The sequence below is a fragment of the Paenibacillus sp. FSL R7-0313 genome, assembly GCF_037969885.1.
GTDB lineage: Bacteria > Bacillota > Bacilli > Paenibacillales > Paenibacillaceae > Paenibacillus.
Map to the genome: position 1 here is coordinate 4879140 of NZ_CP150219.1, position 26831 is coordinate 4905970.

26 protein-coding genes are annotated in these 26831 nt (G+C 43.4%); 6 read left to right on the forward strand and 20 right to left on the reverse strand.

Features of this window, described 5'->3' with window-relative positions; all coding sequences use genetic code 11:
- The first annotated feature begins 281 nt into the window (after positions 1–281).
- Both NSQ38_RS21130 and NSQ38_RS21135 read left to right on the forward strand, forming a co-directional pair.
- The gene (locus NSQ38_RS21130) at positions 282–1712 is read left to right on the forward strand and encodes a PLP-dependent aminotransferase family protein (RefSeq protein WP_036670918.1); all 1431 of its coding nucleotides are present in this window, start codon (positions 282–284) and stop codon (positions 1710–1712) included.
- 45 nt (positions 1713–1757) lie between these two features.
- A complete protein-coding gene (locus NSQ38_RS21135; RefSeq protein ID WP_036670917.1) occupies positions 1758–2378 on the forward strand; it encodes an SDR family oxidoreductase in 621 nt (206 codons plus the stop codon).
- A 154-nt stretch (positions 2379–2532) separates the two neighbouring features.
- Here NSQ38_RS21135 and glyA read toward each other — a convergent pair whose 3' ends face one another.
- The 10 genes from glyA to NSQ38_RS21185 form a co-directional block, all read right to left on the reverse strand.
- A complete protein-coding gene (gene glyA / locus NSQ38_RS21140; RefSeq protein WP_036670916.1) occupies positions 2533–3777 on the reverse strand; it encodes a serine hydroxymethyltransferase in 1245 nt (414 codons plus the stop codon).
- A gap of 25 nt (positions 3778–3802) precedes the next feature.
- Positions 3803–5008 (reverse strand): benzoate/H(+) symporter BenE family transporter, encoded by a 1206-nt coding sequence (locus NSQ38_RS21145; protein WP_036670915.1) that lies wholly within the window; start codon positions 5006–5008, stop codon positions 3803–3805.
- A gap of 19 nt (positions 5009–5027) precedes the next feature.
- A complete protein-coding gene (locus NSQ38_RS21150; protein WP_339783928.1) occupies positions 5028–5771 on the reverse strand; it encodes a YggS family pyridoxal phosphate-dependent enzyme in 744 nt (247 codons plus the stop codon).
- 328 nt (positions 5772–6099) lie between these two features.
- Positions 6100–7032, reverse strand: coding sequence for a ribose ABC transporter substrate-binding protein RbsB (gene rbsB / locus NSQ38_RS21155; protein WP_339783929.1), 933 nt, complete (start codon positions 7030–7032; stop codon positions 6100–6102).
- 13 nt (positions 7033–7045) lie between these two features.
- Positions 7046–8017 (reverse strand): ribose ABC transporter permease, encoded by a 972-nt coding sequence (gene rbsC / locus NSQ38_RS21160; RefSeq protein WP_339783930.1) that lies wholly within the window; start codon positions 8015–8017, stop codon positions 7046–7048.
- A 1-nt stretch (position 8018) separates the two neighbouring features.
- Positions 8019–9500, reverse strand: a complete 1482-nt coding sequence (locus NSQ38_RS21165) for a sugar ABC transporter ATP-binding protein (RefSeq protein WP_036670912.1) — start codon at positions 9498–9500, stop codon at positions 8019–8021.
- Between the two features lie 14 nt (positions 9501–9514).
- Positions 9515–9916, reverse strand: coding sequence for a D-ribose pyranase (gene rbsD / locus NSQ38_RS21170; protein WP_036670911.1), 402 nt, complete (start codon positions 9914–9916; stop codon positions 9515–9517).
- A complete protein-coding gene (rbsK, locus tag NSQ38_RS21175) occupies positions 9916–10794 on the reverse strand; it encodes a ribokinase (RefSeq protein WP_036670909.1) in 879 nt (292 codons plus the stop codon). The genes rbsD and rbsK overlap by 1 nt, the downstream gene beginning before the upstream one ends.
- Positions 10787–11776, reverse strand: coding sequence for a LacI family DNA-binding transcriptional regulator (locus NSQ38_RS21180; RefSeq protein ID WP_036670908.1), 990 nt, complete (start codon positions 11774–11776; stop codon positions 10787–10789). The genes rbsK and NSQ38_RS21180 overlap by 8 nt, the downstream gene beginning before the upstream one ends.
- 312 nt (positions 11777–12088) lie before the next feature.
- Positions 12089–12496: a cupin domain-containing protein gene (locus tag NSQ38_RS21185; RefSeq protein WP_036670907.1), complete on the reverse strand. Its 408-nt coding sequence runs from the start codon at positions 12494–12496 to the stop codon at positions 12089–12091.
- A 200-nt stretch (positions 12497–12696) separates the two neighbouring features.
- Between NSQ38_RS21185 and NSQ38_RS21190 the strand changes: the two genes are divergently transcribed.
- Positions 12697–13257 carry a TetR/AcrR family transcriptional regulator gene (locus NSQ38_RS21190; protein WP_036671096.1) on the forward strand — a complete coding sequence of 187 codons (561 nt, stop codon included), beginning with the start codon at positions 12697–12699 and terminating at the stop codon, positions 13255–13257.
- A gap of 157 nt (positions 13258–13414) precedes the next feature.
- Entirely contained in the window at positions 13415–14383 is a 969-nt protein-coding gene (locus NSQ38_RS21195; protein ID WP_156946115.1) for a DMT family transporter, read from the forward strand.
- A 98-nt stretch (positions 14384–14481) separates the two neighbouring features.
- On the opposite strand, the gene NSQ38_RS21200 is transcribed toward NSQ38_RS21195, so the two are convergent.
- From NSQ38_RS21200 to NSQ38_RS21210, 3 genes are all read right to left on the reverse strand, one after another.
- A complete protein-coding gene (locus NSQ38_RS21200) occupies positions 14482–15624 on the reverse strand; it encodes a DUF4309 domain-containing protein (RefSeq protein ID WP_036670905.1) in 1143 nt (380 codons plus the stop codon).
- 301 nt (positions 15625–15925) lie between these two features.
- Positions 15926–17059 (reverse strand): serine hydrolase domain-containing protein, encoded by a 1134-nt coding sequence (locus NSQ38_RS21205; RefSeq protein WP_036670903.1) that lies wholly within the window; start codon positions 17057–17059, stop codon positions 15926–15928.
- A 216-nt stretch (positions 17060–17275) separates the two neighbouring features.
- On the reverse strand, positions 17276–17470 hold the full coding sequence (locus tag NSQ38_RS21210) for a hypothetical protein (protein WP_017688524.1): 195 nt from the start codon (positions 17468–17470) through the stop codon (positions 17276–17278).
- A 166-nt stretch (positions 17471–17636) separates the two neighbouring features.
- On the opposite strand from NSQ38_RS21210, the gene NSQ38_RS21215 reads away from it, so the two are divergent.
- Positions 17637–18308, forward strand: a complete 672-nt coding sequence (locus tag NSQ38_RS21215) for a cyclase family protein (protein ID WP_339783931.1) — start codon at positions 17637–17639, stop codon at positions 18306–18308.
- Positions 18309–18382: 74 nt separating this feature from the next.
- Here the strand turns inward: NSQ38_RS21215 and NSQ38_RS21220 are convergent, their stop codons facing one another.
- Together NSQ38_RS21220 and NSQ38_RS21225 are read right to left on the reverse strand one after the other, a co-directional pair.
- Positions 18383–19255, reverse strand: a complete 873-nt coding sequence (locus NSQ38_RS21220; RefSeq protein ID WP_036670902.1) for a YitT family protein — start codon at positions 19253–19255, stop codon at positions 18383–18385.
- Between the two features lie 90 nt (positions 19256–19345).
- Positions 19346–19702, reverse strand: a complete 357-nt coding sequence (locus NSQ38_RS21225) for a MerR family transcriptional regulator (protein ID WP_338594670.1) — start codon at positions 19700–19702, stop codon at positions 19346–19348.
- A gap of 111 nt (positions 19703–19813) precedes the next feature.
- On the opposite strand from NSQ38_RS21225, the gene NSQ38_RS21230 reads away from it, so the two are divergent.
- The gene (locus tag NSQ38_RS21230; RefSeq protein ID WP_307412863.1) at positions 19814–20587 is read left to right on the forward strand and encodes an SDR family NAD(P)-dependent oxidoreductase; all 774 of its coding nucleotides are present in this window, start codon (positions 19814–19816) and stop codon (positions 20585–20587) included.
- Between the two features lie 200 nt (positions 20588–20787).
- Here the strand turns inward: NSQ38_RS21230 and nspC are convergent, their stop codons facing one another.
- The 5 genes from nspC to NSQ38_RS21255 all read right to left on the reverse strand — a co-directional run bounded on the left by nspC (position 20788) and on the right by NSQ38_RS21255 (position 26690).
- Positions 20788–21915 (reverse strand): carboxynorspermidine decarboxylase, encoded by a 1128-nt coding sequence (gene nspC / locus NSQ38_RS21235; protein WP_036670896.1) that lies wholly within the window; start codon positions 21913–21915, stop codon positions 20788–20790.
- Position 21916: 1 nt separating this feature from the next.
- Positions 21917–23155, reverse strand: coding sequence for a saccharopine dehydrogenase family protein (locus NSQ38_RS21240; protein ID WP_017688530.1), 1239 nt, complete (start codon positions 23153–23155; stop codon positions 21917–21919).
- 541 nt (positions 23156–23696) lie between these two features.
- A complete protein-coding gene (locus tag NSQ38_RS21245; protein WP_339783932.1) occupies positions 23697–24155 on the reverse strand; it encodes a nucleoside deaminase in 459 nt (152 codons plus the stop codon).
- Between the two features lie 165 nt (positions 24156–24320).
- Positions 24321–25580, reverse strand: coding sequence for a cytochrome P450 (locus NSQ38_RS21250; RefSeq protein WP_339783933.1), 1260 nt, complete (start codon positions 25578–25580; stop codon positions 24321–24323).
- 216 nt (positions 25581–25796) lie between these two features.
- Positions 25797–26690 (reverse strand): TetR/AcrR family transcriptional regulator, encoded by an 894-nt coding sequence (locus NSQ38_RS21255; protein WP_339783934.1) that lies wholly within the window; start codon positions 26688–26690, stop codon positions 25797–25799.
- Between the last annotated feature and the right edge of the window lie 141 nt (positions 26691–26831).

The following is a 26831-nucleotide window of genomic DNA, read 5'->3' on the forward strand; positions in this document are numbered from 1 at the left end:
TCCTGTCTAGTCTATGGATTAGGAATCTCTGTGTTAGTACTCCAGTAGTGTAACCGAAGAAGATGAACTGTCTGTGGCTTGAATATGAATCGAGTATGAACCAAGCAGGACCAACCCAAATAGGTTGGACACACGGTAAAAATCGCTTTAGTCCAGCTTTGTTTTGTTTGCAAATTAAACTTTTGTTATAATGGTATATCAATCAATGGAGTGCCAATAACATGGCTAAGTACATAAATAAATGCAATCCATAATTCAGTATGAGTAATGGAGTTGAAACAATGCTAAAAGTTAATCGGAATGACCAACGCCCGATCTGGCAGCAACTTTTGGATCAAGCGATTCATAATATCACAACCGGGAAATGGCAACCAGGCGAATTGCTGCTTCCATCACGTGAACTTGCTCAATTAATTGGTGTTTCACGGTCAACCATACAGATTGTGTACGAGGAATTATTCAGCCGAGGGTATACGGTAACCTCCCGACGAGCCGGGACAAGAGTTAGTGATTGGACATATGCACCTCGGTCAACAGAAGGCATCACGATGCAAGGGCCTATTCCGCCCGAACTGCCTACACTAAACGAATCGATTGGTCATCTCCATAGTTGGTTCGGCAATAGAGACAATCGCAAAATAGAAATTGATTTTAATCCCCACGAGCCTTATCTGGATGAAAGTTTCACAAAAGCCTGGAGGCAATCCTTTTTACAAGCTTCCACTGAACCTAATCTGGATCTTTGGGCTTATGGTGATGCCAGAGGGTTACTGGCGTTAAGAGAACAGATTCAGCGTTATTTGTCACTTGAACGAGGCATTCATATCGATGTTGATCAAATCTTGTTAACCTCAGGTGCACAACATAGTATTGATTTAATTGCCCAGGCACTCTTAAGTGAGGGAGAGAGAGTTTCCGTAGAAGATCCCGGCTTCCCAGCCGCTTGGATGGCGATGAAATACCGCCGGATGCAAGTCGATCCCGTTCCAGTCGATGAATATGGATTATGTGTAGATCATATTCACCCACAGACAAAACTCGTATTTGTCACACCTTCTCATCAATGCGCCGTTGGTGTTATTATGTCGGAGCCACGCAGGCAACAATTGATGCACTTGGCAGCTCATCATCGATATTGGATTGTTGAGGATGACTACGATAGCGAATTTAGGTACCGTGGAGATCCGCTTCCGACTATATTCAGTCAGCAACCTCAGAATACGCTTTATATGATGAGTTTTTCCAAAATGGTTGCACCAGGCATTCGACTATCCGCTATCATTGGCCCCAAAATAGCTATCGATCGCCTTACTCAAGTTCATGAATTAACCTATCGTCATCTGCCGATTATGGAACAATTAACGCTAACTCATTTTATTGAACGTGGTCATTTCATGCGCCATATGAGAAGAGTTCGGAACATATATCGACGCAGACACGAAGTCATGACCAAAGCCATTGTTGCTTCTGGGCTAGGCTCACGATTTACATTAAGTGGTGTGGAAACAGGATTACATATGCTTCTAGAATCTGAAACGTCATTTGACGAAGAAGCGCTGACGAATGCTGCCCTTGATCAAGGTGTGCGCGTGTATCCGCTTAGTAGATATTGCTTGGAGAGTCATCGAAAAGGATGGATATTAGGTTTTGCGAAAGTGGATGAGGAGCAGATTGAGGAAGGCATACATCGACTTGCAAAGATTGTACTATGATGGAGAACATGCTCTCCAATCGGATTCGAAAGGATGTTTTTTGTGATGAAAATTTTAGTATTAGGAGCCACCGGACGGGTTGGAAGTCATTTCGTCTCTAATGCCCTACGTTCCAATCATCATGTAACTGCACTGGTTAGAAGCCCGGAAAAGGTACAAATCAACGATGACAATCTCGTTCTGCATCAAGGGAATGCTTTAGTCAAAGAAGATATTTATCAAGCCATACAGGGTGTGGATCTCGTTGTTAGTTCCTTAAGTACCGATGGAACAACTACATTATCACAATCCATGGAATTGATTGTTAAGGCTATGGCTCAGGAGCGTATCAAAAGAATCATTACCATTGGTACAGCAGGAATATTGCAAAGTCGAACGGATCCTGGCTTGCTTCGTTTTCAATCGCCCGAGTCCAGACGCAAGTCCACGCGGGCAGCTGAAGAACATCTGGAGATGTACAACATTCTCAAAGCTTCTAAGTTAGAATGGACCATCGTGTGTCCTACCTACTTATATGATGGAGAATCTCTTGGTAAGTACCGGGTTGAGCGCGACTATTTGCCTGACGGCGGAACTTCTATATCAGTAATCGATACTGCGGAGTTTGCTTATCAGCAATTAATGTCTGATGAGTATGTACAGTCTCGTGTAGGTATAGCCTACTAGGGCGTGTCTTAAATCTCATTTACGGTATATCTCTTCTGTTCAAAAAAGTAAGTTTCAATATAAGCAAGTTTCAATATAAGCAAGCAAAATAAGAGCCTGCAATTGTTATCCAGTGGTAACAATTGCAGGCTCTATCTGTGTCTGTTGTTAAACTCTATTTTAGGTTTTTATATAGAGGGAATTGCGAAGTGATTTCACGCACACTACCTAATATTTGATTTTTTACATCCGAGTTCTTTGGATTTTTAAAAGCGAGCCCTATCAGCTGAGCAATTTCTTTCATTTCCCTTGCCCCAAGTCCTCTTGAAGTCATAGCCGGAGTTCCAAAACGAATACCGCTCGTAACTAAAGGACTTGCCGTATCGTGAGGGATTGCATTTTTATTCGCCGTAATCCCTACTTCATCCAGTAAAGCTTCGGCTTCTTTGCCTGTAAGCCCCATAGTTCGTAAGTCAACCAACACGATATGATTATCTGTTCCTCCCGATACAAGGGTGAGTCCTTCATTCATTAAAGTATCTGCCAATACGTTGGCGTTACTCAGAACACCTTCAATATATGTTGTGAAATCGGATTGCAATGCCTCACCTAATGCCACCGCTTTCCCCGCGATAACGTGCATGAATGGCCCACCCTGGGTTCCCGGGAATACAGCTTTGTCGATCACCTTTTCCCAGGAGTCCCGGCACAAAATGGCTCCCCCTCGTGGTCCTCGTAAGGTCTTGTGTGTGGTGGTTGAAACAAAATGGGCATGTGGTACCGGGTTAGGATGCAAACCTGCCGCAACAATTCCTGCTATATGCGCCATATCTACAAAGAAAAGAGCTCCCACTTCGGCGGCAATCTGGGCAAATAATTCAAACTCAATGGTCCGCGGGTATGCACTTCCACCTGCAACAATCATGCGTGGACGATACTTATAAGCAAGTTTACGTACTTCGTCAAAGTCAATGCGGCCCGTCTGTGCATCGACACCATATGAAACAAAATTGTAAAACCTACCTGAAAAATTAACAGTACTTCCGTGTGTTAGATGACCACCCTGGGATAGATTCATGCCAAGTATTGTGTCCCCAATCTCAACCGAGGCAAAATACACAGCCATGTTGGCCTGAGAACCGGAGTGAGGCTGCACATTTGCATGTTCAGCGCCAAAAAGTGCTTTAAGGCGGCTATTTGCTATCTCTTCGACTGTATCGACATGCTCACACCCGCCATAATATCTTCTGCCCGGATACCCCTCCGCATATTTATTGGTCAATACCGAACCTGTTGCTTCCATCACAGCTTGACTTACAAAATTCTCTGATGCAATCAGTTCTATCTTATCCTGCTGCCTTCCAAGCTCTTGCTGGACAGCCATTCCTATTACTTTATCTTGCTTCTCCAAATGTTTCATGAACATCTTCCTCTCAATATTACGGTTATTTATTCGTTCCAAACTGTTTTTTGGGAAATTTACTATTCATCAGTAGATGTGCCATCATTCCTGCAAACAGTCCCCAAAATGCACCACCCACACCAAGCAAAGTCACATTCGCTGCTGTCGCCAAAAACGTAATCAATGCAGTTTCACGTCCCTTAGGGTCCGTTAATGCATTGGCAAGACTGCCACCGATCGTTCCAAGTAAGGCTAATCCCGCTAATGTTGCAATAAAGGTAGCAGGAAGAATCAAAAACAGAGCAGCCAATGTTACGCCAAAAATGCCGACAAAAATATAAAAAACACCACAAGCAATACCTGCAATATAACGTTTGGTTGAATCCTCATGTGCATCCTTTCCCGTACAAATCGCTGCTGTAATAGCTGCCACATTAAAAGCATGTGATCCGAATGGGGCTGCAAGAAGCGAACCCAAACCTGTTACAGCTAAAATGGGATTGGCACTTGTCTTGAATCCATCATTACGCAGAACAAGCATTCCGGGCATATACTGCCCTGTCAAGGTAATAATGAACAGCGGTAGCGCAACGCCAAGTAAAGCATTTAACGAAAATGCTGGAACAACAAATACAGGCGATGCTACAGCCAATTGGATCGTACTGAAGTCTGTTTTTCCCATGCATATCAAATAAATCAAACCGATCGCCAATATGCCAACAATGGCGTAACGGGAAGTAAACCTTCTTAGCAAGATATAGCCTGTAAACAGTACAATCACAAGCAAAGGATCAGCCTTCGCCCCTCCAAAGGCCGAAATACCAAACTGTAGTAAAATACCTGCTAACAATCCTGAAGCGATGCCTGGGGGAATAAGTCGAACGAAACGTTCAAACATGCCTGACCAACCCAAAATAATAAATCCAACTGCTGAAATCATGTAAGCGCCAATAGCTTCTGGATAAGGGGTTACCGCTAATGCTGAAACGAGAAACGCCACACCCGGTGTAGACCAGGCTGTAATAATCGGCTCCTTATATCGATAACTGAGCCAAATCCCTGTTACGCCTACCCCAATCGAGATGGACCAAATCCAGGAAGCGGTCATTTCCGGGCTTAAACCAGCCACTTTTGCAGCTTGAAAAACAAGGATAAACGTACCCCCGTAATTAACAATTACGGATATCAAAGCGGCGATTACCGGCGATATCAAATCACGGCCACGTAACGAAGGGGATGCTGTCTTCATATTTAACACTACCTCTCACTTAATCATCGATGCGTGTGTTTTCATTCCAGTAATATTCGTCTGGTAAATACCGTGGTCCAAATACACTTGTTCCTACACGTATCATTGTAGCTCCTTCTTCAATAGCGACCTGGAAGTCACCAGACATACCCATCGATAAAATATCCATTTCTACGCGTGGAATATTTTTCTCTTTAATCTGTGTACGGATCTGGTTTAACAATCGAAAACAATGTCGTGTTTCTTCGTTTGTCGCATTCAGTTTTCCAATGGTCATTAAACCTTTCACATTTAATGTCTCGAATTGAGACAACTGTTCTACAAGCTCAACGGCTGTTTCTGGAGAGGCACCAAATTTACTTTCTTCGTAAGACGTATTAATTTGCGCAAGAATATCTAAGGTCTTATTCTCTTTGAGAAGCTGGTTATGTAACGCCTGACCCAGTTTCAGACGATCTACGGAATGGATGAGCGTAACATATTTAACAACGTCCTTTACTTTATTTGTTTGCAGATGCCCGATAAAATGCCATTCCACCTGCTTGCTTTGTTCCATGAGTGGGAATTTGTCTCGGAGTTCCTGAGCTTTGTTTTCTCCAAACAGGAGCTCACCTGCTTGAATAGCTATTTGTAATTTCTCAAGCGGTACCGTTTTGGTCGCGAGCAACAATTGGATGTCCTCTATGTTGCGACCTGAAGCCTGGCAGGCCAATGCCATTTGCTGTCTTACAGTTTGAAGATTTTCTCCTACTAGATGTTTCATGTCAGCCACCTTCTTTCTATTCCAAACAGGAATGAATCAATGAGATTAGCTCCTCCTTATGTATTGTGAAGACTGTGTGGAACGTCATGCTAGTATAGCAACGCATGGATTGGATATACATATCCAAAAATGCTCCTTTTGAGCAGTCCAAAACGACAAAGTGGACATTAATTCAATTGGGGCACCTTTAATATGCTTTTAAAAGTCAATAATCTGATTGATGTGATGCCCGCACGCTTCTTCTGAAATGAAAAAAAAGCCGCTAATTTAGCGGCTTGGTTTAGTCCTATGTTCATGTCCAATACGAAGATACATGTTTTATGATGATTTACTCATTCACATTTTCCTTGGTTACCAGCTTCAATTCAGCGGGAATGGATGACTCCACCTGCTTGCCACTGAGCACATCCAGAGCTGCTTGCAGCGCCAGTTGGCCAATCAGCACAGGCTGCTGAGCAACTGTTGCCGTCAATTTCCCATCCTTAATGGATTTGATTGCATCATCATTGCCGTCGAATCCGATGACCGGAATGTCTTTACCTGAGCTTTGAATCGCTTCAATCGCACCAAGTGCCATCTCATCATTATGGGCAAATACCGCCTGCACGTCAGGATTACCCTGAAGCAGATTCTCCATGACATTTAATCCTTTGGACCGATCGAAATCAGCAGATTGTTTAGAAACCACATCAAGTTGCTTGTCAGCCACTTCATGGAAACCTTTACCCCGTTCTCTTGTTGCGGAAGCGCCAGGTACACCCTCAAGTTCAATGACTTTTGCGCCCTCACCGAGATGTTCTACGAAGTATTCAGCTGCCATGCGTCCGCCTTTAACGTTATCCGATGCCACCAGTGCTGCCACTTCACCTTTATCTGCGGAGCGATCCAGCGTGATCACGGGAATGCCGACACTATTAGCGGATTGGACTGCTGTGGAGATCGCTGCAGAGTCAGCAGGGTTAATCAACAGTGCACTAACGCCTTGCTGAATAAGATCATCCACATCATTGGTTTGTTTGGCCGAATCGTTCTGCGCATCAACCACGATGACCTGTACTCCCTGTTTTTTGGCTTCAGCCATGACTCCATCCTTCAGTGATACAAAGAATGGATTGTTCAGTGTAGATATCGACAAACCTATTTTCTTCTGTCCGTTACTTTTGTTAGGGTCAGGTTTGGCCCATTCCGGTGGCTCCAGAGAGCACCCGGCCAGAACGATGATCATCAGCATACTTACGAGTGTTAACGTCCAATTTTTCATATATATTCTCTCCTTATGCTGTTTTCTTGCGGTCCAGCAGGACGGCAATGGCAATGACGATACCTTTCACAACCATTTGGTAAAATGAGTTTACTTCAAGCAAGTTCAATCCATTATTCAACACGCCGATAATCAAAACACCGATCAGTGTACCGACGATGCGTCCACGTCCTCCAGCAAGACTTGTACCACCCAGTACAACCGCTGCGATTGCATCCAGCTCATAGGATGTACCTGCTGTTGGTTGCGCTGAATTCAAGCGTGATGTCAAAATTGCACCTGCCAAAGCAGCGAGCATACCTGTCAGGGAGTAGATCATAATTTTCACGCGATTAACTTTGATACCTGAGATAATAGAAGCTTTCTCATTACCGCCGATGGCGTACGTTTTGCGGCCAAAAGCTGTTTTATGCAAAACAATCCACAGAATCATGAAGGTAATCAGCATCGTGATTGCAGGCACCGGAATGCCCAGCAGGTAACCACGGCCGAACAGTTGGAACAACAGATTATCCCCGAGTCCTGTAATTGGATTACCATTCGTGTACACCAACGTCAGTCCTCTAAATATCGTCATCGTTGCCAATGTAGCGATAAACGGAGCCATTCTGCCTTTGGTAATCATCAGTCCGTTCACCATACCCATGACACCACCGAGTGCTACACCGATAATGATGGACAAGATCGGGTCCAGGCCGGACAACATCATGTTTGCTACAAAAGTACTGGATAAAGCCAAGATTGAGCCGACCGACAGATCAATTCCACCCGTCAGGATAACAAATGTCATACCGAAAGCAATCAGTGCATTAATCGAGACTTGACGCAATAAATTCAAGATATTAAGCGGTTCCAAGAAACTTGGATTCAACACCGATACGATGAGAATAAGAATGATTAAGCCGAGCAGCGGTCCTAATTTTTGTATCACACTTGAGAAACGGAAGCCGCTTTTAGCCGTTTTGTTTTCCTGCATTGTTGTCATATCACTGTCCCCCTGTGGCCAATGTCATAATGTGTTCTTGTGTTGCTACTTCCCTTGCAACCTCGCCACTGATGTGTCCTTCATGCACAACCGCGATTCGGTCGCTCATGCCAAGCACTTCAGGTAGCTCCGACGATACCATGATGATTGCAACACCGCGGTCTGTCAGTTCATTCATCAATTCATAGATTTCGCGCTTCGCTCCGACATCCACTCCGCGTGTGGGTTCATCCAGGATAAGTACGCTTGGACCGATACCAACCCATTTCGCGATAACCACCTTCTGCTGGTTACCCCCGGATAGATTCCTTGCTGCCGTCTCGGAGGATTGTGTTTTGATCTGTAGACGTTTGATCAATGTATCTACGAAGTCTTGTTCTTTCGAAGCTGAGATGAAACCTTTGTTTGAGAAACTGAACAGATTCGTCAACGCCATATTTTCGCGAATAGAAAAGTCTAATACCAGCCCTTCATCTTTGCGGTCTTCTGTAATAAATCCGATTCCATGTTTCACTGCATCTGCCGGTTTACGAATGTTCGCTTTTTTGCCGCGGATGAAGATTTCACCGCTATCCAACGTATCCAAACCAAAGATGGTTCTCATGATCTCTGTTCGTCCAGAACCCATGAGTCCTGAGAAACCGAGTATTTCCCCCGCTCTCACGGTGAAGTTAATATTCTCGAATAGACCTTTGCTGCTTGCATTCCTTACTTCGAGGACAACTTCACCATATGAAGGATTCCGGACAGGATAACGCTCGGTAAGTTCACGACCTACCATTTTCCGCACCACTTCATCAAAGCTTGTCTGCGGAATAGCTTGCGTGTCTACCGTTCTTCCGTCACGCATGATGGTAATCCGGTCACAGATCGTGAATATCTCCTCCATTCGGTGAGAAATATACACGATGGACACGCCTTCCTTCTTCAGCGAGCTGATTACACCAAACAATTTCTGAATCTCGCGCTCCGTAAGTGCTGCTGTTGGCTCGTCCATAATGATGACCTTGGCATCTGTCATTAACGCTTTGGCAATCTCGATCATCTGTTGCTGCCCGACAGAGCACTCTCCCGCAGGACGTTCCAGTGGTATGTCTACGGAAAGCTTGGCGAACTGTTCTTTGGCAAGCGCTTTCATCTGTCTTGTATTGAGCAATCCGAACGATGATGTCAGTTCCTTACCGATGAAGAGATTATCCAGCACCGTCATTTCAGGCCATACGTTCAGCTCCTGATGTATGAATGTGATACCCAGTTTCTCGGCTTCCTTTGGACTTCCAAAATAGTTTTCTTCTCCGTCGATCATGATGGTCCCTTGGTCTCTCTGATGGAGACCAATCAGAATATTCATCAGTGTGGATTTGCCGGCTCCATTCTCCCCCATCAGGGCATGGACCTCACCGTCTTTTAGTTCAAAATCCACTCCGCTCAGCACCTGATTCGTTCCAAAGGCTTTATGAATATCTTGCATCTGAATGTGCATTACGCAACCTCCTTTTAACCGAAATGGACTCCCGATTGTAAAATGCAATTGGCATAGGGTGTGGCCTCACCTGTGCGGATGATCGCCTTCACCTGCCGGGTTAATACTTTGAATTGTTCGTGGCTGACGGAAGCATCGATTGCTTCTCCCCCGAATTTCTCTGTGATGAATTGCATGGCTACGGGATTACCTTCGCGAATCTCTTCAGCCACAATGACTTTCTCAATGACCATATCTTCAGCGATCGCTTCCACCACTTCGTGAAAACTTGGTGTTCCCAGTTTGAGGGCCAGATCGATTTTGAGTACCCCATCCGGTACCGGCAGACCTGCATCCGCAATTGCAATCATGTCCGTATGGCCCAGATCAGACAAAATCTTGGAAATGTGACTATTCAACATGCCATTTCTTTTCATTACAAACTCTCCTCTACTTCATCACGCGTTGGCATGCCGCCCTGCGCTCCGAACTTGGTGACGGACAACGATGCAGCCCGATTGGCGAAGCGTATACTCTCTTGCAACGCTTTTCCTTCAGCTAAAGCAACTGCAAATGCGGCGTTGAACGTATCCCCTGCCCCAGTAGTATCGATAGCCTCAACTTTATAAGTTGGGACTAGAATTTCCTCAGTGCCATCAAAGTAACGTACACCTTTACTGCCCTCCGTGATGAACAACTTGTTAGGATACTGACGTAATGCCTGTGCCGGACTCATACCCTGAAACAAAATCTCAGCTTCATGCTCGTTCGGCGTGATATATGCGGCATTGTCGATCACTTCTTGCGGTAATGTTCTCGCCGGTGCGGGATTAAGCAGTAGCGGTGTTCCGAATTCTGCACATAATGTACTTACATGAACAACCGTTTCCTCCGGAATTTCCTGCTGAATCAGCACGATATCTGCATCACGGATCACTTCAGCTGCTTCATCGACATATGCAGGAGTGACTGCCCGATTCGCCGCTTCAACCACTACGATACTATTATCACCTTCTGCCAGAATGATATGAGCCGTTCCACTTTCTAAATGTGTAACCGGTTTCACATTTTGCGTATTTACAGCATTTGCTCTAAAGTTCTCTAAAATATCTTTGCCAAAAGCATCGTCGCCTACCCGGCCGATCATCGCAACCTCGGCACCCAGTCTTGCAGCGGCAACAGCCTGATTGGCTCCCTTACCGCCAGGGACCGTTTTGAAGCTGTCGCCAAGAACGGTTTCACCCGCCCCCGGCCGTCTTGACGAAGTAACAACCAGATCCATTGAACTGCTTCCTATTACACATATTTTAGCCATCTGATTTCACCTTTCTCGTAGTGCCCCGTTCGATGAAACTTACGGGCAACTGTATGTTTTTGTTCTCTATTGCAGCTTGTTCGACAAGCTGGATAAGTAATCCCGCCGCTTCTCTTCCCATCTCGTATGCTGGCTGATGGATGGTGGACAATGCCGGCGATAACAGGCTGCTCATTGGAATATCATCGAAACCAATAACTTGTACGTCATCAGGAACTTTTTTTCCGATTCGTGATGCCTCATGCAGTACTGCCATGGCTGCGATGTCATTGCTGGCAATGACCCCGTCTGTGTCCGCGTACTTCCTAAATAATTCTTCAGCCCATACACCCGCCTCGTTAATTGAAAATGAGGTTGTCTTGATTACCCGGTAGTCTAACCCAGCATCACGGATGATTTCAATCGCTCCTTCAAAACGATCCTGAGCCGGTCTGATCTGTGACGGTCCCTGCATAACCGTGATCCGGCGACTGCCACGTTTGATAATCTCCCTTGCAGCTAGTCTTCCACCTTCCCTGCCATCCGCATACACGGATGGACGATCCAGTGATGTTCTGTCCAGAAACACAACGGGAATCTTCAGTTTTTCATATATTGAAGAATGAGGATAGTTCGTTGAAGAGATCACACCAACCACGTTGTTCTGGATAAACGTCTGGATGTAATCCTGCTCCTTCCGTTCATCCTCATCACTATTTCCAAATATCAGTCTGTAATCCTGTTCCTGCATCCTGTCCTCTACACCGCGGGCCAACTGCGGGAAGTAAGGGTTGGCAATATCCGGCAACAACAGGCCTATCAGTTTGGACTTGCGCTTATATAATGAGCGGGCCACTTCATTTGGCGAAAAGTTAAGCGCCTTCACAGCATCTTCCACTTTCTTGCGTGTGTCCGCATGAACATAACCTCTATCATTAATGACTCTGGATACGGTGGCAACAGATACGCCAGCCAGTTGAGCTACGTCTTTAATTGTTTTCATAAGTTGCTCTCCTCTATGTGTAACCGGTTACAGACATTAAATTATCATATTATTTTCAATTTGACAAGCGTTTTCATTCTGGAAATTTCTCCAAGTATACATAAATGTGCACTGGAATCCTTCTATATCATGCTTTTCACCTGTCAGGGAGATCGATACTTCATAGACGTAAAGAGGCCATCACTCGATTAAAACTCAGAGTGATGGCACCCAGATCAACATAAGAATCAGTAATCTCGCTGAACTTAAATAGCCTTTAATTTAACAAATTAGGAATAAATTTTCCTAATAAATCAATTCATAGCGTTTATATTATAACTCCCCGTATACTTCATCCGTAACAGGTTCCAACCATTCCGGTGTGCCTGCAGTGATCGCAATGTGTTCAAACCAACTATCTTTAGCGGCCCCATGCCAATGTTTCACACCATCATGAGTCACAATAACATCGCCGGCTTTTAGGAATTGAGCAGTTTTCCCTTCTTCCTGATACCAACCTTCCCCACCAGTTACTAACAACAGCTGAAATCCACCGCGATGGATATGCCAGTTATTTCTGCATCCCGGTTCAAACGTTACATTCCCAACACCCACATTCACTTTGGGATCAGCAACCAAGGATTGGAGATAACTTTGCCCTACAAAATATTGTGCAAATGCTTCGTTTTTTTCTCCTACCGGGAATATCACTCCATCTTTAACTTCTTCATGTTTAGCCATTTCATTTCCTCCAATGTGATCTTATTAATTAATGCGTCCTGCTCCTATGTTGACCTAAAAATGATTACACACGAATGTGCGATATCGCACATTCGTGTATAATGTAAAATAATTGCACTGCCTCTGCAAGGATCAAATGAACCCGATCTGTGCCTTATGGCGCAAGGAGACAACATTTGTGCAATTACTCTCTGGAAAGAATGGTGATTTCTATCGTTTCTATTACAGATCGAAGAATACTAAAGTCTCAGGAAGCGATCAAATCCGCTTTTATCAAACTCATGAACGACAAACCTTTTGATACCATTACGATGCAAGATATCTCTGATCATGCAAATGTCGGCCGCAGAACGATATACCATCACTATTCGGACAAATTTGACTTGCTGGATAAATTAATTGAAGAACATATTGATGAACTAAGAAGATTGTGCAAAGAAGCATCCGATCTGGATTTTATAAAAAGCAATGTACTTTGGTTCGATTATTTTGAAGTTCACTATTCATTCTTCTCGGCTATGTTACTGAGTAAAGGGGCCCCTTTTTTCCGCAATCGCTTCCTGGCTCTCGTCATTGAAGAACTGGAAGATGAGGTGAATGTAACTCAGGGCAAAAATAAAGGACTAACGAAAGAAGTTATTCTTACGTTCTTTGGTACAGCAATCGTTGGTATCGTGGAATCCTATTTCACGAATGGATTACCTCGGCAACCTCACATTGTCGCAGAACAAGTTGGGATTTTATTAGAAAGGAATCTATAACATAGACCCCACATGAACCGTTCCTTCTTTATAATCTTACCACCTGGGGAGCGGTTTATTAATTATCATTACAAACATTGGCGTTATGTGATATGGTCAGTGAAGATATTAGATTCGTACATACATATGTGCATGAAATGCGAGGAGAAGATCGAAAGTGATAGAGAGAAATACCCTTGAGAAACCAAGTAAGTTTAGTGATCCCATTTTTGTCATGCTCGTGGCAAGCCTGTGTTGCTTGTTATGGGGAAGTGCGTACCCGTCCATCAAACTTGGTTATATCGCATTTAACATTCTGCCGGAAGATATTGCTTCCAAGTATGTATTTGCCGGATACCGATTTACACTGGCTGGCTTGCTGCTCTTGCTCCTGTCTCGTATCGTTAGAAAAGAGAAGCTCCAATTGTCCAGGAAGCAGTGGACAAGCCTTATCATGTTAGGTATATTGCAAACCGGTTTGCAATATATGTTTTTCTACGTTGGCGTAGCCAATACGACGGGTGTCAAAGGCTCCATTATGAACGCAACGACAACCTTTTTCAGTGTTGTTCTGGCCCATTTCATCTATAAAAACGACAAATTAAGCAGAAATAAAATCGTTGGCTGCTTGCTCGGATTCATTGGTGTAATCATCGTAAACTTCCATACGGATCTGCTTGCTTTTTCCTTTTCATTCACAGGCGAAGGGTTTGTTATTATAGCAGCACTTGTTTTTTCCGTTACGGCCCTTTACGCAAAACGTCTCACCGCTACGATTGATGTTCTGATCATAACAGGGGTCAGCCTGTTTGTTGGGGGACTGGTACTTACGCTGTTAGGTCTATCACTCGGCGGTCGGGTTACTCATTTCACCTTGGAATCCACCAGTAACTTGATCTACCTGGCCTTGCTGTCATCCGTCGCATTTTGTTTGTGGAATATGCTTCTCAAGTATAACAAGGTCGGAAGAGTGTCTGTCTACAACTTCCTAATCCCTGTGTTTGGCGCATTGTTATCGGCGTTATTCCTGGGGGAAACGATCTTGGAACTGAAAAATCTGGCTGCATTACTGTTCGTGTCGGTTGGCATTTACTTAGTCAATCGTGTACGTTCTGTGCAAAGCTCTAATGATACCCCAATAAAATAGACTACCGTCCATCTCATGGAAATCAAAAAAGCCGCTATTTAGCGGCTTTTTTTTGTAATAAGAATACGATACACTTTTGTTTCTTACGATGGTATAGCTTAATATATACTCGTAAAGTCAATCAAGTCCTCTTCTTCCTCATAATTGAATACAATGGCGTGATTACCCAATTGGTATACCATCTCATAACCACCAACGACTTCATTGTAATACTCTGAGGAAGGTTTCCCCATCCATATTTTCACATTCCATGGTGACAGATTCTGCTTTTCATTGTACAAATCAAAAACGGCAATACGTGATTTATTGGTAAGCTCGTGCATGTATGAATCAAATCCGACGCCGAATTTAGAATAATAATAGACCGCTCCCCATTCCTCATTTGAACGAGAGGTTGGTTTCCCCAGCTTTTTTTGCGCATTTTGAAGCGTCATGCCAATCTTGATGTCCGTCCGGCCCGGTAATGCACCCTTTAAAGCAGCTTCCTTCAAGCTTTTCAGGTAAGCGCGATCGCCAACACCCGAGTTCGGCCAAGCTTTTGAACGGAGGTTGCGCGTATCTTCCAACCGCAACTCCGATTTGTTTACATTCAACTTAAACGTATTAACTCCATAGACGAATTGAAGGTTGTTGTAATTTTTGAACTGTACTCGGGCACCTGAAAGAGTACGGATTCCATCATCTCTGCTTGCAGAGTAGGAATCGTCGATTTTTTTACCCTTATTATCGACATATGTTACACGCCGCAATTCCCCGGAACGAACAATATAGGTTTTCACCTCATTAAAATTAGAAGTTCCCCAATCGGTAATCATCAGCATGTCTGGTGTACTAGCCTCTTTGCTTTTCACAACGAAGTTCCAGGTTTGCGGCAAAATAATCGTATTCAGATCCAGTTTTGCTGCTTGGACTGTTCCGTATGCTGCACCTTTTTTCAGCAAGGCTGCGCGATACGTGCCTGAATAACTCTTGTCGCCTTTTTTATTGTTTGTCCAACCATTTTCTTCGGTCAGCGTGCTCTTCTGTTCATCATAAGCGAAAATATAAACGGTGTAAGCCGTTTGTTTGGCATCACGAAGCGTAAATGAAAGCCGGCTCATACTTTCGAGCTGTTTGGCGGAGATTTGCTCTCCTTTGGCAGCAGCATTAGGTGGAAGCAGAAGCAATGCGCTCAGAACATAGCCGATTAAAGTTAGTAGGGCCAGAGAAGCCCATTTTGATTGGTGCTTAGGGTGTATCATTGTTGACTCTCCTTTGAGTAAAAAAATAAAAATCTAGTAGCGTTTTTCTAATTTTAAACCGTGCACAATCTCAACATTCAAACAAGTAATTGCTAGCGTGTAATCTTAATCAAACTATGTAATTAATATAGGTTCATGTTCAATAGGCATATCCTCCTACTAGTACTATTTTCCTAAGAATGATAACATACCCTATCTAATAAAGAAATATATAACAATCTAAATCAATAGTTTTCCTTCCATATAACATAAAAAAGCCGCTGATCAGCGGCTCTTCAAGTAACTTCGAATACGATATGATTTACAGGCAGGAGTACACGACATTTCGTAAGCGTCGTTGAACGTATGGCTCCTGACTATTCAGCAAATGCTGGGCATACATAACTGTAAGCTCTGAATCCGGATCAATAATAGCCATACAACCAGCAGCGCCGCTCCATCCAAATTCGCCAATTGGACTCAGTGAGCCGCTTCCTGCTTTGGAGATATGTGTGCGAACACCCAATCCATAGCCGTATCCATACATATGATCCCAGGAATAATCACCCCGAGTCATCTCGTTCAGGTGATCCGTTCGCATCAGTTCCACTGAAGCTTGTGACAAAATGCGGACGCCTTCGGGACTCGTACCACGCCCAGTAAGTGCATTCAAGAAAAGTGTATAGTCACTAACGGTTGACAACAATCCTGCACCGCCGCTTTCCAATTCTGTGCCTACCCGGAATCCGTTGCCGTCCAGACGGACAGCCTTCTCAAGCTCATCATTATAAGCATATTGCGGAATCAGGCGTGTCTGCTGCTCATCGTTCAGATTAAACGCTGTATCGTTCATACCAAGTGGTCCGGTGATTTCGTCCCGGAGATACGTACCAAAGCTTTTGCCACTTACCACTTCCACCAAGGCTCCCAGCACATCATGGCACATGCTGTAATTCCAATGTGTCCCTGGTTCAAACAACAACGGTTCTTTCGCAAGCGCTCTCGCGAAGTCGCGTGTAGGCAATGTTCCGTTGGTGCTTTTTACAGCTTCTTGAATGCTTGGACAACCAACGTCATACGAGAACCCGGCTGTCATGGTGAACAAATCTCGCACTGTAATGGTTCTTGTCGCCTTTTCCAGTCGGATCTCGCCATTCGCCATCGTTTTCTTAACTGTCATCTCAGCGTACTCTGGCAGATAATCGGACAGTGGGTCGCTTAACAGCATTTCACCTTTCTCCACCAGTTGCAGCCCTGCCACGCAGGTCATGATTTTGGTCATGGAGTATAGATTAAAGATCGCTCCATCACCGATGGGCGTTTTCTCTTCCAGATTGGCGTAACCGTTACGATAATGGAAAACGGTATCATTTCGATGCATGACCAGCACCTCTGCCCACGGAATGCGCCAGGATGTCATGCGGTCAATAAATGAAGCAAGCGGTTTAAAATCCATTTTTTCCCGTCCTTCTATGTAAAATCGTTTATCATATTGCGATGTGGTCCATATTCAATCCCACAATCGACATATTAATAATATACGACCTTTTACAACGATTGACCACCACCTATATACTCTACTATGTGCAATTACAATACATATTCTTTGTTCATCACACTGCTCCACACGAATAAACCGATCCATGAAAGGATCGGCTTATGTTGTAACGTTTTAGACTTCGCCGCGTCTGTTCTCAACCGATTTCATACGGTTTTGATCATCTGGTACCCGGTCAACACTGAACTCTTGACCAGCTTCAACCTCACCATGACCAGAAATATTCCGCGAAAAATTAGTGAACTGTCTTTTTTGTTCATCCAGCTCGTGTTTTTGCTTCAAAAGCTCTTGCGGGTCTTGTTTTGTCACTATGCTAACCTCCCATACATGAAATCATGCATTGTATTCGCACTATAGAAGTTTTCCATAAGAGAGCTGTACTTATGCATGAAATACCGATTCCTTTCATAATTTGAGTCCATACATTCACCAAACATTATATAGAAACTGTGTGACATAAAGGAGAGAACAACAGATGAAGCGGATCCTCTTGTCCTATCCTCTTAGTGTAAATACTCCCGTTTATAAAGATAACCCTCCTGTTGAGATTCAGCAGCAGTCCAGCATAGATCAAGGAGATCTGTATAACCAATTTATCATCACATCTCTCGACCATAATGGAACTCATATTGACGGGCCTTGGCATTTCAATCCGCAAGGTCTAAAAATAAGCGAGATTCCAATAGACTACTTTATCTTTACTCATCCAACAATCCTCGATATTCCCAAAGGTGATGATGAACTTATTACAAAAGCTGACCTGGAGCCGTATGAACACCAGATCGCCGGCTCTGATCTACTGCTTATACGTACAGGTTTTGGAAATTTTCGATCATCTGACCCTGTTCGTTATAGTGATCATAACCCAGGGTTTGCAGCAGATGCTGCAAGTTACCTGATGGTTTTTGATTCATTGAGAGCAGTTGGAATGGATATGATCTCTTCTGGCTCTGTGATTCATGTGGATGAAGCTATCACTTTTCATCAGATTATACTTGGGAAAGGTCGGGTTGATGGCAAGTTCATTCTACTTATAGAGGATATGAATTTAAACCATGATTTATCTGGAATTGAAAAGGTATATGCTGTTCCATTGTATATTGAAGGTGTTGACAGTAGCTTCAGTACAGTTTTTACGGAAGCTTGATTTTTTTTATATACATATGGTAAAACAAAAACGCGCTGGCAAGAGTATTCCTCCTGTCAGCGCGTTTTTGTATGTTAGTGAATATCTTTCTTTTTGAAATTTCCGCCTCTTACTTCAGCTACATCGTATACGACTACAAAAGCAGTTGGGTCAATTTCGTGAATGATATCTTTAATTTTACTCTCTTCCATCCGGTTAATGACACAAGTGATTTCCTTGAATTGTTCATTAGAGTAGCCACCGTAAGCCTCAGTATACGTTGCTCCACGGCCTAAGCGGTCCCGAATGGTTTCAACCATAATCTCAGGTTGATTCGTAATAATTTTAAACGTTTTGGAGCCGCTCAAGCCCTCTTCAACAATATGTATTACTTTAGAAGCAATAAAATACGCAAGTCCTGACAAGATCGCACCTTGCAGACCAAACACGGTAGAAACGACAATAAATACAAACATGTTGAGGAACAGAATGAGATCACTGGTTCCAAAAGGTACTTTTCGCGAAAGGAGTACAGCCAGCATATCTATGCCATCCAATGCGCCACCATTACGTAATGCAAGTCCCATACCAAAACCGATAATAATCCCGCCGACAACCGTAACAAGCAAGGTATCACCTTCAATGATAGTTGGTACATGGTGCATCAGACTCGTGCTGATTGCCAGTGAAGCAATACCGATGATCGAATATAACGCAAAGCTTTTTCCGATTTGCTTGTACCCGAGCCACACAAATGGAATGTTAATAATCCCGATGAGCATCCCCAGTGGTAATCCGAACAGCTGTGATCCTACGATACTCAGACCTGTGACACCACCATCTGAGACATTATTCGGGATCAATATGGCTTCGAGGCCATATGCCGTTATAAATCCCCCAATGATAATCAATAATACTTTGGAGAGAATCTTTAACTTGTTTGACTTTTGTTTTCTGTTTTGATGCATTGCATTTCCCCCTTGATGAACAACCGATAAAAAACAGTCTATAATAAAAATCACTGTTTTGGCAATAGATCGTCCTTTGTGTGTGTTAGTTCATTGTCCGATGAGCGTTCGATACGACGAAATTTTATGCTCAAGCATCTCATCAGCTGTGTTAAGTATGTGCATCTGTTTTTGAATCGACTCTTTATGCTCCTCCAGCAGCTTTAAACGATCCGCCGCCGTATGCTCACCTTCCTGAAACAAGGAGGCATATTTTTTAATAATAGCAATGGGCATTTGAGTCTCTTTTAATTTGATCACAAATTGTAGCCACTTCAGGTGTGACTCGTTGTATCGCCTGTCTCCACTGGCATCTCGGAAAGGAGTTATAATCTGTTCCTTCTCATAATAACGCAACGTATGTGCACTGATATGGAGTAATTCTGCCACTTCACCTATGGTATGCATGGTTAACCTCCCCTCCATTTTCCCGCTTGACTTAGAGTAAGCTCTAATCAGTATAATCAACTCGTGGTCACATCACAATAAAAAATGAAATCAGATCCAGGAGGAATTCCCATGAAATATACAGTGATTACCGGTGCCAGTTCAGGCATTGGATATGAAGCGGCTTTAGCTTTTGCAGCTCGTGGCAAAAATATGATCCTGGCTGCACGCAGAACCGATGAATTGGACAAATTAAAAGCAAAAGTAGCTGAAATCAATCCAGATCTGGATGTTGTCATTCGTACAGTGGATCTGTCTATTGCCGCTAATGTGCATGAATTCTATGAAAGTCTTCAGGCTTATTCCATTGAGACTTGGATCAACAACGCCGGATTCGGGAATTTCGCTTCCGTTGGCGAACAACACCTGCCAAAGATTGAGCAGATGCTTCATCTTAATATAGAAGCTCTTACGATTCTTTCTTCCCTGTATGTACGTGATTATGCAAATGTTGATGGCACACAGATCATTAATATCTCCTCTGGTGGTGGATATACGATTGTAGCCGATGCAGTAACCTACTGCGCAACCAAGTTCTATGTTAGTGCCTTTACGGAAGGACTTGCGCAAGAGTTAAAAGGTAAGAACGCAGCGATGCAGGCTAAAGTCCTCGCTCCGGCTGCAACCGAGACGGAATTTGCGAAACATTCCTTTAATGTAGATGAGTTTGAATATGAAGGCAGGGTTCCCAAGTTCCATACGGCGGAACAAATGGCTGGATTTTTGCTGGAGTTGTATGACAGTGAGAGTGTAGTGGGCATTGTGGATGGGTTAACATATGACTTTGAACTAAGAGAACCGATCTTTCCGTACGCTGCGAGAGCAGCCTCGAAACCACAAAATTAACCCGAAAACTGAAGTCGAAGCTAAGTCGGCTCAATACCAGTAAACATTCATCTAACCTCGATGATAAACATCATTAAATGTAATCGTTAAACATCAGTTAACGTTAAAAAGGGAACCTGTCTCCAGGTTCCCTTCTTTGTATTTATATTCAATGCTTTATATTCAATTCTTAATTGAATGTTTACTATATAATGAAGTAATTATGCCAGCCTCATTTTGAAATCCTGATATCCGAATTCACGGACAACTTCGCAATCGCCGTCTTTTCTTTTGACTGCAATCGCTGGAAGCGGCATGCCGTTGAACGTGTTGGTTTTCACCATGGAGTAAATCGCCATGTCTTCGAATACCAGACGGTCGCCTTCTTGCAAAGGCTGATCGAATGAATAATCCCCAATCACGTCACCAGACAGACAGGTTTGTCCACCTAAGCGATACAGATGAGCCTTCTCACCGACTTCTCCAGAACCGATCAGCGGGGGGCGATATGGCATTTCCAGCACATCCGGCATATGGCATGTAGCTGAAGTATCCAGAATGGCAATGTCCATACCGTTCTTATGGAAGTCCAGCACAGAAGTCACCAGATAACCCGCATTCAGCGCAACAGCTTCTCCCGGCTCCAGATATACTTCCAGACCATAGTCGTTCTGCATACGCTTGATGCATGCTTCCAGTCTTGGAATATCATAATCTTCACGTGTGATATGGTGCCCACCACCGAAGTTGATCCATTCCATCTGCGGCAACCATTGTCCGAACTTCTCGACAACTGCATTTAGCGTAGTCTCCAGATCGTCGGAGTTTTGCTGACACAGTGTGTGGAAGTGCAGTCCGGAGACGCCTTCCAACAGGTCTGCATCGAAATCCTCCAGTTTCGCGCCAAAACGCGAACCCGGAGAACACGGATCGTAGATCTCGTGTCCTTCTTGGGTAGAGCATTCAGGATTAACGCGCAAGCCGACCTTACGGCCAGCCTGAAGCGCTTTATCCTTGAACTTTGCTAGCTGTGAAAAAGAATTGAAAATAATGTGGTCGCAGATGGAGATAATCTCGTCGATCTCTTCTGCGCGGTATGCCGGAGCAAAGACATGATTCTCTTTGCCCATTTCCTCATGGCCCAGACGCGCTTCATACAAACCGCTCGCCGTTGCACCGCTCAGGTATTCTCCAATCAGCGGATACATCGCAGTCATGGAAAATGCTTTTTGAGCGAGCACGATTTTGGCACCTGTACGCTGCATAACACCGTTCAGGATTTGCAGGTTTTTCTCAATAAGCGCCTCGTCAACAACAAAACATGGTGTCGGTAATTGCTCGAACCGCATTTTAACGAACAAGCTCCGATTCTTTAACTTCTTCTGGCAGCTCATCAACGAGTACCGGATTGAAGTCTTCTACCCATGGGAGGCCCCATTTGTTCAACTCTTCCATGAATGGATCTGGGTTGAACTCTTCTACATTATATACGCCTGGTTTGTTCCACTTGCCTGTCATGACCATTGCTGCACCGATCATAGCTGGAACGCCTGTTGTGTACGAGATTGCTTGGGAACCCACTTCTTTGTAACACTCTTGGTGATCACAGATATTGTATACATAATATGTTTTGTCTTGACCATCTTTTTTGCCTTTGAAAATACAACCGATGTTTGTTTTACCCACAGTACGTGGTCCAAGGGATGCTGGATCCGGCAGAACTGCTTTCAGGAATTGCAGTGGAATAATTTGTTTACCTTCATATTCAATAGGCTCGATTGAAGTCATGCCTACATTTTCAAGAGCTTTCAAGTGAGTCAGGTAGCTTTGACCAAATGTCATGAAGAAACGGATACGTTTCAGACCTGGCATGTTTTTTGCCAAAGATTCCAATTCCTCATGGTACAACAGGTACATGTCTTTCTCTCCAACTTCTTTGAAGTCGTAGACACGTTTGATTTCCATCGGTTTTGTTTCAATCCATTCACCATTCTCCCAGTATCTTCCGTTCGCAGATACTTCGCGAATGTTGATCTCAGGGTTGAAGTTGGTTGCGAACGGATAGCCATGGTCGCCGCCATTGCAGTCCAGAATGTCGATGTACTCAATTTCGTCAAAGTAGTGCTTCAGGGCATAAGCGGAGAATACGCCAGTCACACCTGGGTCAAATCCACTACCGAGCAATGCAGTGATGCCTGCTTGTTCAAAACGCTCTTTGTAATCCCATTGCCAGCTGTATTCAAACTTCGCTGTATCATGTGGCTCATAGTTCGCTGTGTCCATGTAATTTGTTTTAGTTGCAAGACAAGCATCCATGATTGTCAGATCTTGATACGGCAAAGCAAGGTTCATAACGATATCCGGTTTAACTTCGTTGATCAGAGCGATCAGTTCGTCAACATTGTCAGCATCAACTTGTGCTGTTGTAATTTTTGTTTTTCCGCCGTCCAACTTGGCTTTGAGTTCATCACATTTGGATTTTGTACGACTCGCGATGCAGATTTCCTCAAAAACTTCGCTGTTTTGAACGCATTTGTGTACTGCCACGGAAGCAACGCCGCCGGCGCCGATGATTAGTGCTTTTCCCATTTTACATTCTCCTATCCCAATATGTATTTTTTTTAATTGGTTTAATACGATGACAACAAGACAACAAAAAAAGCAAGGTGAAAAATGCTCGCAATCGCGCATCATCACACTTGCTTATCGATATACATCATAAAAAAGACGTGAAGTCTCCATGACCAAAAAAGTTCACAAGAACTCCTTTGGCGGAAAGCTCCTTCATGTATATCAATATTGGATCAGAGTCTATATAGCAAATAATTCGCCTTTACCACTCTTATTGACCGTTTCACAAGTTGATGTGCAATTGCACTGGTTGTAAAGTAACCAACTTATAAAATTTGAGCTTTGAACTCAATCAATAAAGCAACGTAAGTTGCCAATCGGCGTTTGACCCGGCTGTCCGTATGGCCTTAACTTCCTGGTGAAGTGGTCAAAATTATCTGCTGGAAAGCTCTAATTCATATTGATAAATTAACTTCCCAAAATCACAGGTCTTACACTATCAGACGTTGAAAAAAAAATCAAGCAATTATCCAAAAATAATTTTTTGTCCGGATAACGACTAGGATTGAAATTGATATCCTTCGAATACTTTTAACCCTTCTGTGTTAAGTAATTCCCTTGTTACTTCAGGCTTTTGAGGACTTTTGTCGAATACTTCTTCACACGCGATCATGATGTTGCCACCAGCAATTTCAGCTAATTGATCATGGGATACACTATACACCAGCCTCCCCAGATTCGACCAAACCATCGCACCGGAACACATCACACACGGTTCACAACTCGTATACAGAGTGTATTCGCTCAGGTCAAACACGTGGTGTTCGGTACAATACTTTCGGATAAGCCCAATTTCTGCATGATGCGTAGGGTCACAAAAAGTGTTTATTTTATTTTCCCCAATCATGACGACCTCTCCGTTTTTCACCAGAATGGCTCCGAATGGTTCGTTTCCTTCTTTGCGAGCTTGCAGAGCAATTTCAATGGCTTTATGCATGAATTGTTCATCTTTATTCATAAGGTTTACCTCCACCACAAAAATTATGTATCCCACTTTATCTTTTACATTAAGCAGTGTTCAATCCATTAACATGTTTCTTGTTCATTCCATTCTATCATCTATACAAATAAAGAGTATGACGAAAATTCGTCATACTCCAATGGGTCGTACTAAGTTTATCTATTAAAATTTCACAGGCAATGCTGCCAATCCCTGTGATGACAAAGCAGAATGCCACTGAATCTTTTCCTGAGGAATACTGAGTTGAATATCCGGTAGCCGACGTAAAAGCGTAGTAAACGCCACGTCCCCTTCTACACGAGCAAGGGGAGCGCCAAGACACATATGGATGCCGTGTCCAAAGGCCAAATGCCGTTTTATTTTGCGTTCGATATCCAAATCTTCGGGGTCAGTGAACTGCTGCTCGTCCCGATTCGCTGATTTCAGAAGGGGAATCACAACATCTCCCTTTTGAATCAATTGTCCATCCAACTCCGTGTCCTGTGTTGCATAACGAGGACCTGAAGAAGTGGCGGGTCCGTTATATCGTAGCAACTCCTCCACCGCAGAAGGAACCAGATTCAGATCTTGTTTCAGTTGTTCCAGTTGTTCGGGATGGGTCAGAAGAATATAAGAGCCGGTTGCAATCAGATTGGAAGTAGTCTCATGTCCAGCAAATATCAATAACGTGATCATGGATATTAATTCATCTTCATTCAGTCGATCACCCTCCTCCTCAATCGCAATCAATTGACTGATGAGGTCATCTGAAGGTTCTAATCGTTTGTTCGCCACAAGCTGTGAGGTGTACTCTGCGAATGATCGCAAGTGCTGCGCTACGGCAGGGTCCTGTTTACCAAAACCAAGACCTTTGGCAATAGCTTCAGACCATACATGGATCTGAGGTCGGTCTTCCTGAGGTATACCCAACATCTCGGAAATAACGTTGATTGGGAAAGGATAGGCATAGTCTTTTACAAGATCCATCTCTCCTTTGCCTTCAAATTGGTCAATCAACTCATCCGCAATTTCCTGAACGCGTGGACGCAGGCTTTCCATATATCTTGGAGTGAACGCTTTGGAAACCAGGCTACGCAGTCTCCGGTGATCCGGTTCATCAACAAAGAGCATCGATTTTCCGGTAAAAAAAGTCTGGGGTTCCGATGAACCAAGCTCGCCTGATAGATTCTTTCGAATATCATTGCCACTATCAATAGAGTTCATATCTACCGTAAATCGAGAGTGATCTTTCAACACTTCCATGGCAACATCCATCCGAGTTACAATCCAGGTTTGCCCTGCTCCACCCATCGGATTAGGAATAGGGACAACGGAACCTTTGGCACGCATCTGTGCAAACGTGGCAAATGGATCTTTACTATTTTCTTCGCTAAACAAATTAAATTCTACTTTTTCTGATGTCTGGTTATTCGAGTTATTCATATAAATCTTCCTTTCGAAGTGAAGTTATTCGAATCTATGGAAATATATGTTCATTCCGATTATATACTACCCGTATATTTAATTTCAAATGTCATAGTTTAAACAACATAAAACAACTGTTATAACAACATTTCATCAATATACTAATAGTATATTGATGAAAACTAGGGGCATAAAAAAGCAAAAAAAGAGGTTGGCTTTGAGCCAACCCCCATATTAATTCCGTTGCTTCACCAGTTCCAAGTACCACCAACAGGCTTCAGTCATTCTATTGGCTTCAGATTGGAACGCACTGGATTTGTACTCTTTGTGAAACGCCTGAAGCACCACTTCGATTACAGGTATATTTAAATCCTCTTGATCCTGTAATAGCGCTAAAAGCCCCTTCGAAAGTTGCTTTAATGATGCAGATTCCTTGGATTTTTGAACACGGTTGTTGAACTCATCAAATTCGATCAATAAATTATCGATGTCCAGACCTATATCATCGTTACGCTCATCCGCATTCAGGAAATATAGAGACTGAAAGTCGAAAATATGTTCATTTCTCTGGTGCATGGTTCTTAGAATCACTTCAATGTACGTTAGTACTTTTGGAACTACTTCGCTCCATACCGGTTTTTGCGTATTTAGACTTCTTGATGTGTTGGCAATCTGATGTAATATGCCGTAACACAAAATTGCCCCTTCGTTGGCATATAAGCTAATGTCGTTCCCGTACACCTGAATCAAGCGTGTGGACAGCCATTTCAGGTGAACTGTAGCCAGCTTGGCTGAGTTGATCTCCCCGGAATAAAATCCCGTCCAATATAATTCCCATACTCGCTCTTTATTAGGTACAGACATAGGAATCGCAATCTGATCTACGAGCAGGTCATAATCCGATGTATAGTGATTTTGTTCAAGCTCTTTGCGAATGAAAACATCCTCTTGCATACGCTGATCAATAATCGAATATAAACAGTCTTCTTTTGAGCTGAAGAATTTGTAGAATGTGCCTTTGGATACACCTGATTGATCCAGGATCATCTGGATTGTTGTATTTGCATAGCTATGCTCTAAAAATAGCGCAAGTGCTGTTTCCAATAAACTTTGTTTACGACTACTCATGTCTCGTTATCGCCCCAAGTTTTTCTATTGATTTTAACATTCATTCCTCAGGAGTTGAAGCATTGATTCGCACTATAGCCGTCATATAAAATAATTGCACAATGAGTAAATTTGCACAATGAGCAACTTGTTTGTTATGAT

Coding starts and splice junctions, on each gene's coding strand:
- NSQ38_RS21165 (WP_036670912.1), bottom strand. CDS start 9,500: ATGCACATTCAGATGCAAGATATTCATAAAGCCTTTGGAACGAATCAG.
- NSQ38_RS21250 (WP_339783933.1), bottom strand. CDS start 25,580: ATGAATAACTCGAATAACCAGACATCAGAAAAAGTAGAATTTAATTTG.
- NSQ38_RS21245 (WP_339783932.1), bottom strand. CDS start 24,155: ATGAATAAAGATGAACAATTCATGCATAAAGCCATTGAAATTGCTCTG.
- glyA (WP_036670916.1), bottom strand. CDS start 3,777: ATGAAACATTTGGAGAAGCAAGATAAAGTAATAGGAATGGCTGTCCAG.
- NSQ38_RS21180 (WP_036670908.1), bottom strand. CDS start 11,776: ATGAAAACAATTAAAGACGTAGCTCAACTGGCTGGCGTATCTGTTGCC.
- NSQ38_RS21220 (WP_036670902.1), bottom strand. CDS start 19,255: ATGCATCAAAACAGAAAACAAAAGTCAAACAAGTTAAAGATTCTCTCC.
- NSQ38_RS21205 (WP_036670903.1), bottom strand. CDS start 17,059: ATGGATTTTAAACCGCTTGCTTCATTTATTGACCGCATGACATCCTGG.
- NSQ38_RS21240 (WP_017688530.1), bottom strand. CDS start 23,155: ATGGGAAAAGCACTAATCATCGGCGCCGGCGGCGTTGCTTCCGTGGCA.
- NSQ38_RS21255 (WP_339783934.1), bottom strand. CDS start 26,690: ATGAGTAGTCGTAAACAAAGTTTATTGGAAACAGCACTTGCGCTATTT.
- NSQ38_RS21190 (WP_036671096.1), top strand. CDS start 12,697: ATGGTGATTTCTATCGTTTCTATTACAGATCGAAGAATACTAAAGTCT.
- NSQ38_RS21225 (WP_338594670.1), bottom strand. CDS start 19,702: ATGCATACCATAGGTGAAGTGGCAGAATTACTCCATATCAGTGCACAT.
- NSQ38_RS21185 (WP_036670907.1), bottom strand. CDS start 12,496: ATGGCTAAACATGAAGAAGTTAAAGATGGAGTGATATTCCCGGTAGGA.
- rbsD (WP_036670911.1), bottom strand. CDS start 9,916: ATGAAAAGAAATGGCATGTTGAATAGTCACATTTCCAAGATTTTGTCT.
- NSQ38_RS21135 (WP_036670917.1), top strand. CDS start 1,758: ATGAAAATTTTAGTATTAGGAGCCACCGGACGGGTTGGAAGTCATTTC.
- NSQ38_RS21215 (WP_339783931.1), top strand. CDS start 17,637: ATGAAGCGGATCCTCTTGTCCTATCCTCTTAGTGTAAATACTCCCGTT.
- NSQ38_RS21150 (WP_339783928.1), bottom strand. CDS start 5,771: ATGAAACATCTAGTAGGAGAAAATCTTCAAACTGTAAGACAGCAAATG.
- rbsB (WP_339783929.1), bottom strand. CDS start 7,032: ATGAAAAATTGGACGTTAACACTCGTAAGTATGCTGATGATCATCGTT.
- nspC (WP_036670896.1), bottom strand. CDS start 21,915: ATGCGGTTCGAGCAATTACCGACACCATGTTTTGTTGTTGACGAGGCG.
- NSQ38_RS21130 (WP_036670918.1), top strand. CDS start 282: ATGCTAAAAGTTAATCGGAATGACCAACGCCCGATCTGGCAGCAACTT.
- NSQ38_RS21145 (WP_036670915.1), bottom strand. CDS start 5,008: ATGAAGACAGCATCCCCTTCGTTACGTGGCCGTGATTTGATATCGCCG.
- rbsK (WP_036670909.1), bottom strand. CDS start 10,794: ATGGCTAAAATATGTGTAATAGGAAGCAGTTCAATGGATCTGGTTGTT.
- NSQ38_RS21200 (WP_036670905.1), bottom strand. CDS start 15,624: ATGATACACCCTAAGCACCAATCAAAATGGGCTTCTCTGGCCCTACTA.
- rbsC (WP_339783930.1), bottom strand. CDS start 8,017: ATGACAACAATGCAGGAAAACAAAACGGCTAAAAGCGGCTTCCGTTTC.
- NSQ38_RS21230 (WP_307412863.1), top strand. CDS start 19,814: ATGAAATATACAGTGATTACCGGTGCCAGTTCAGGCATTGGATATGAA.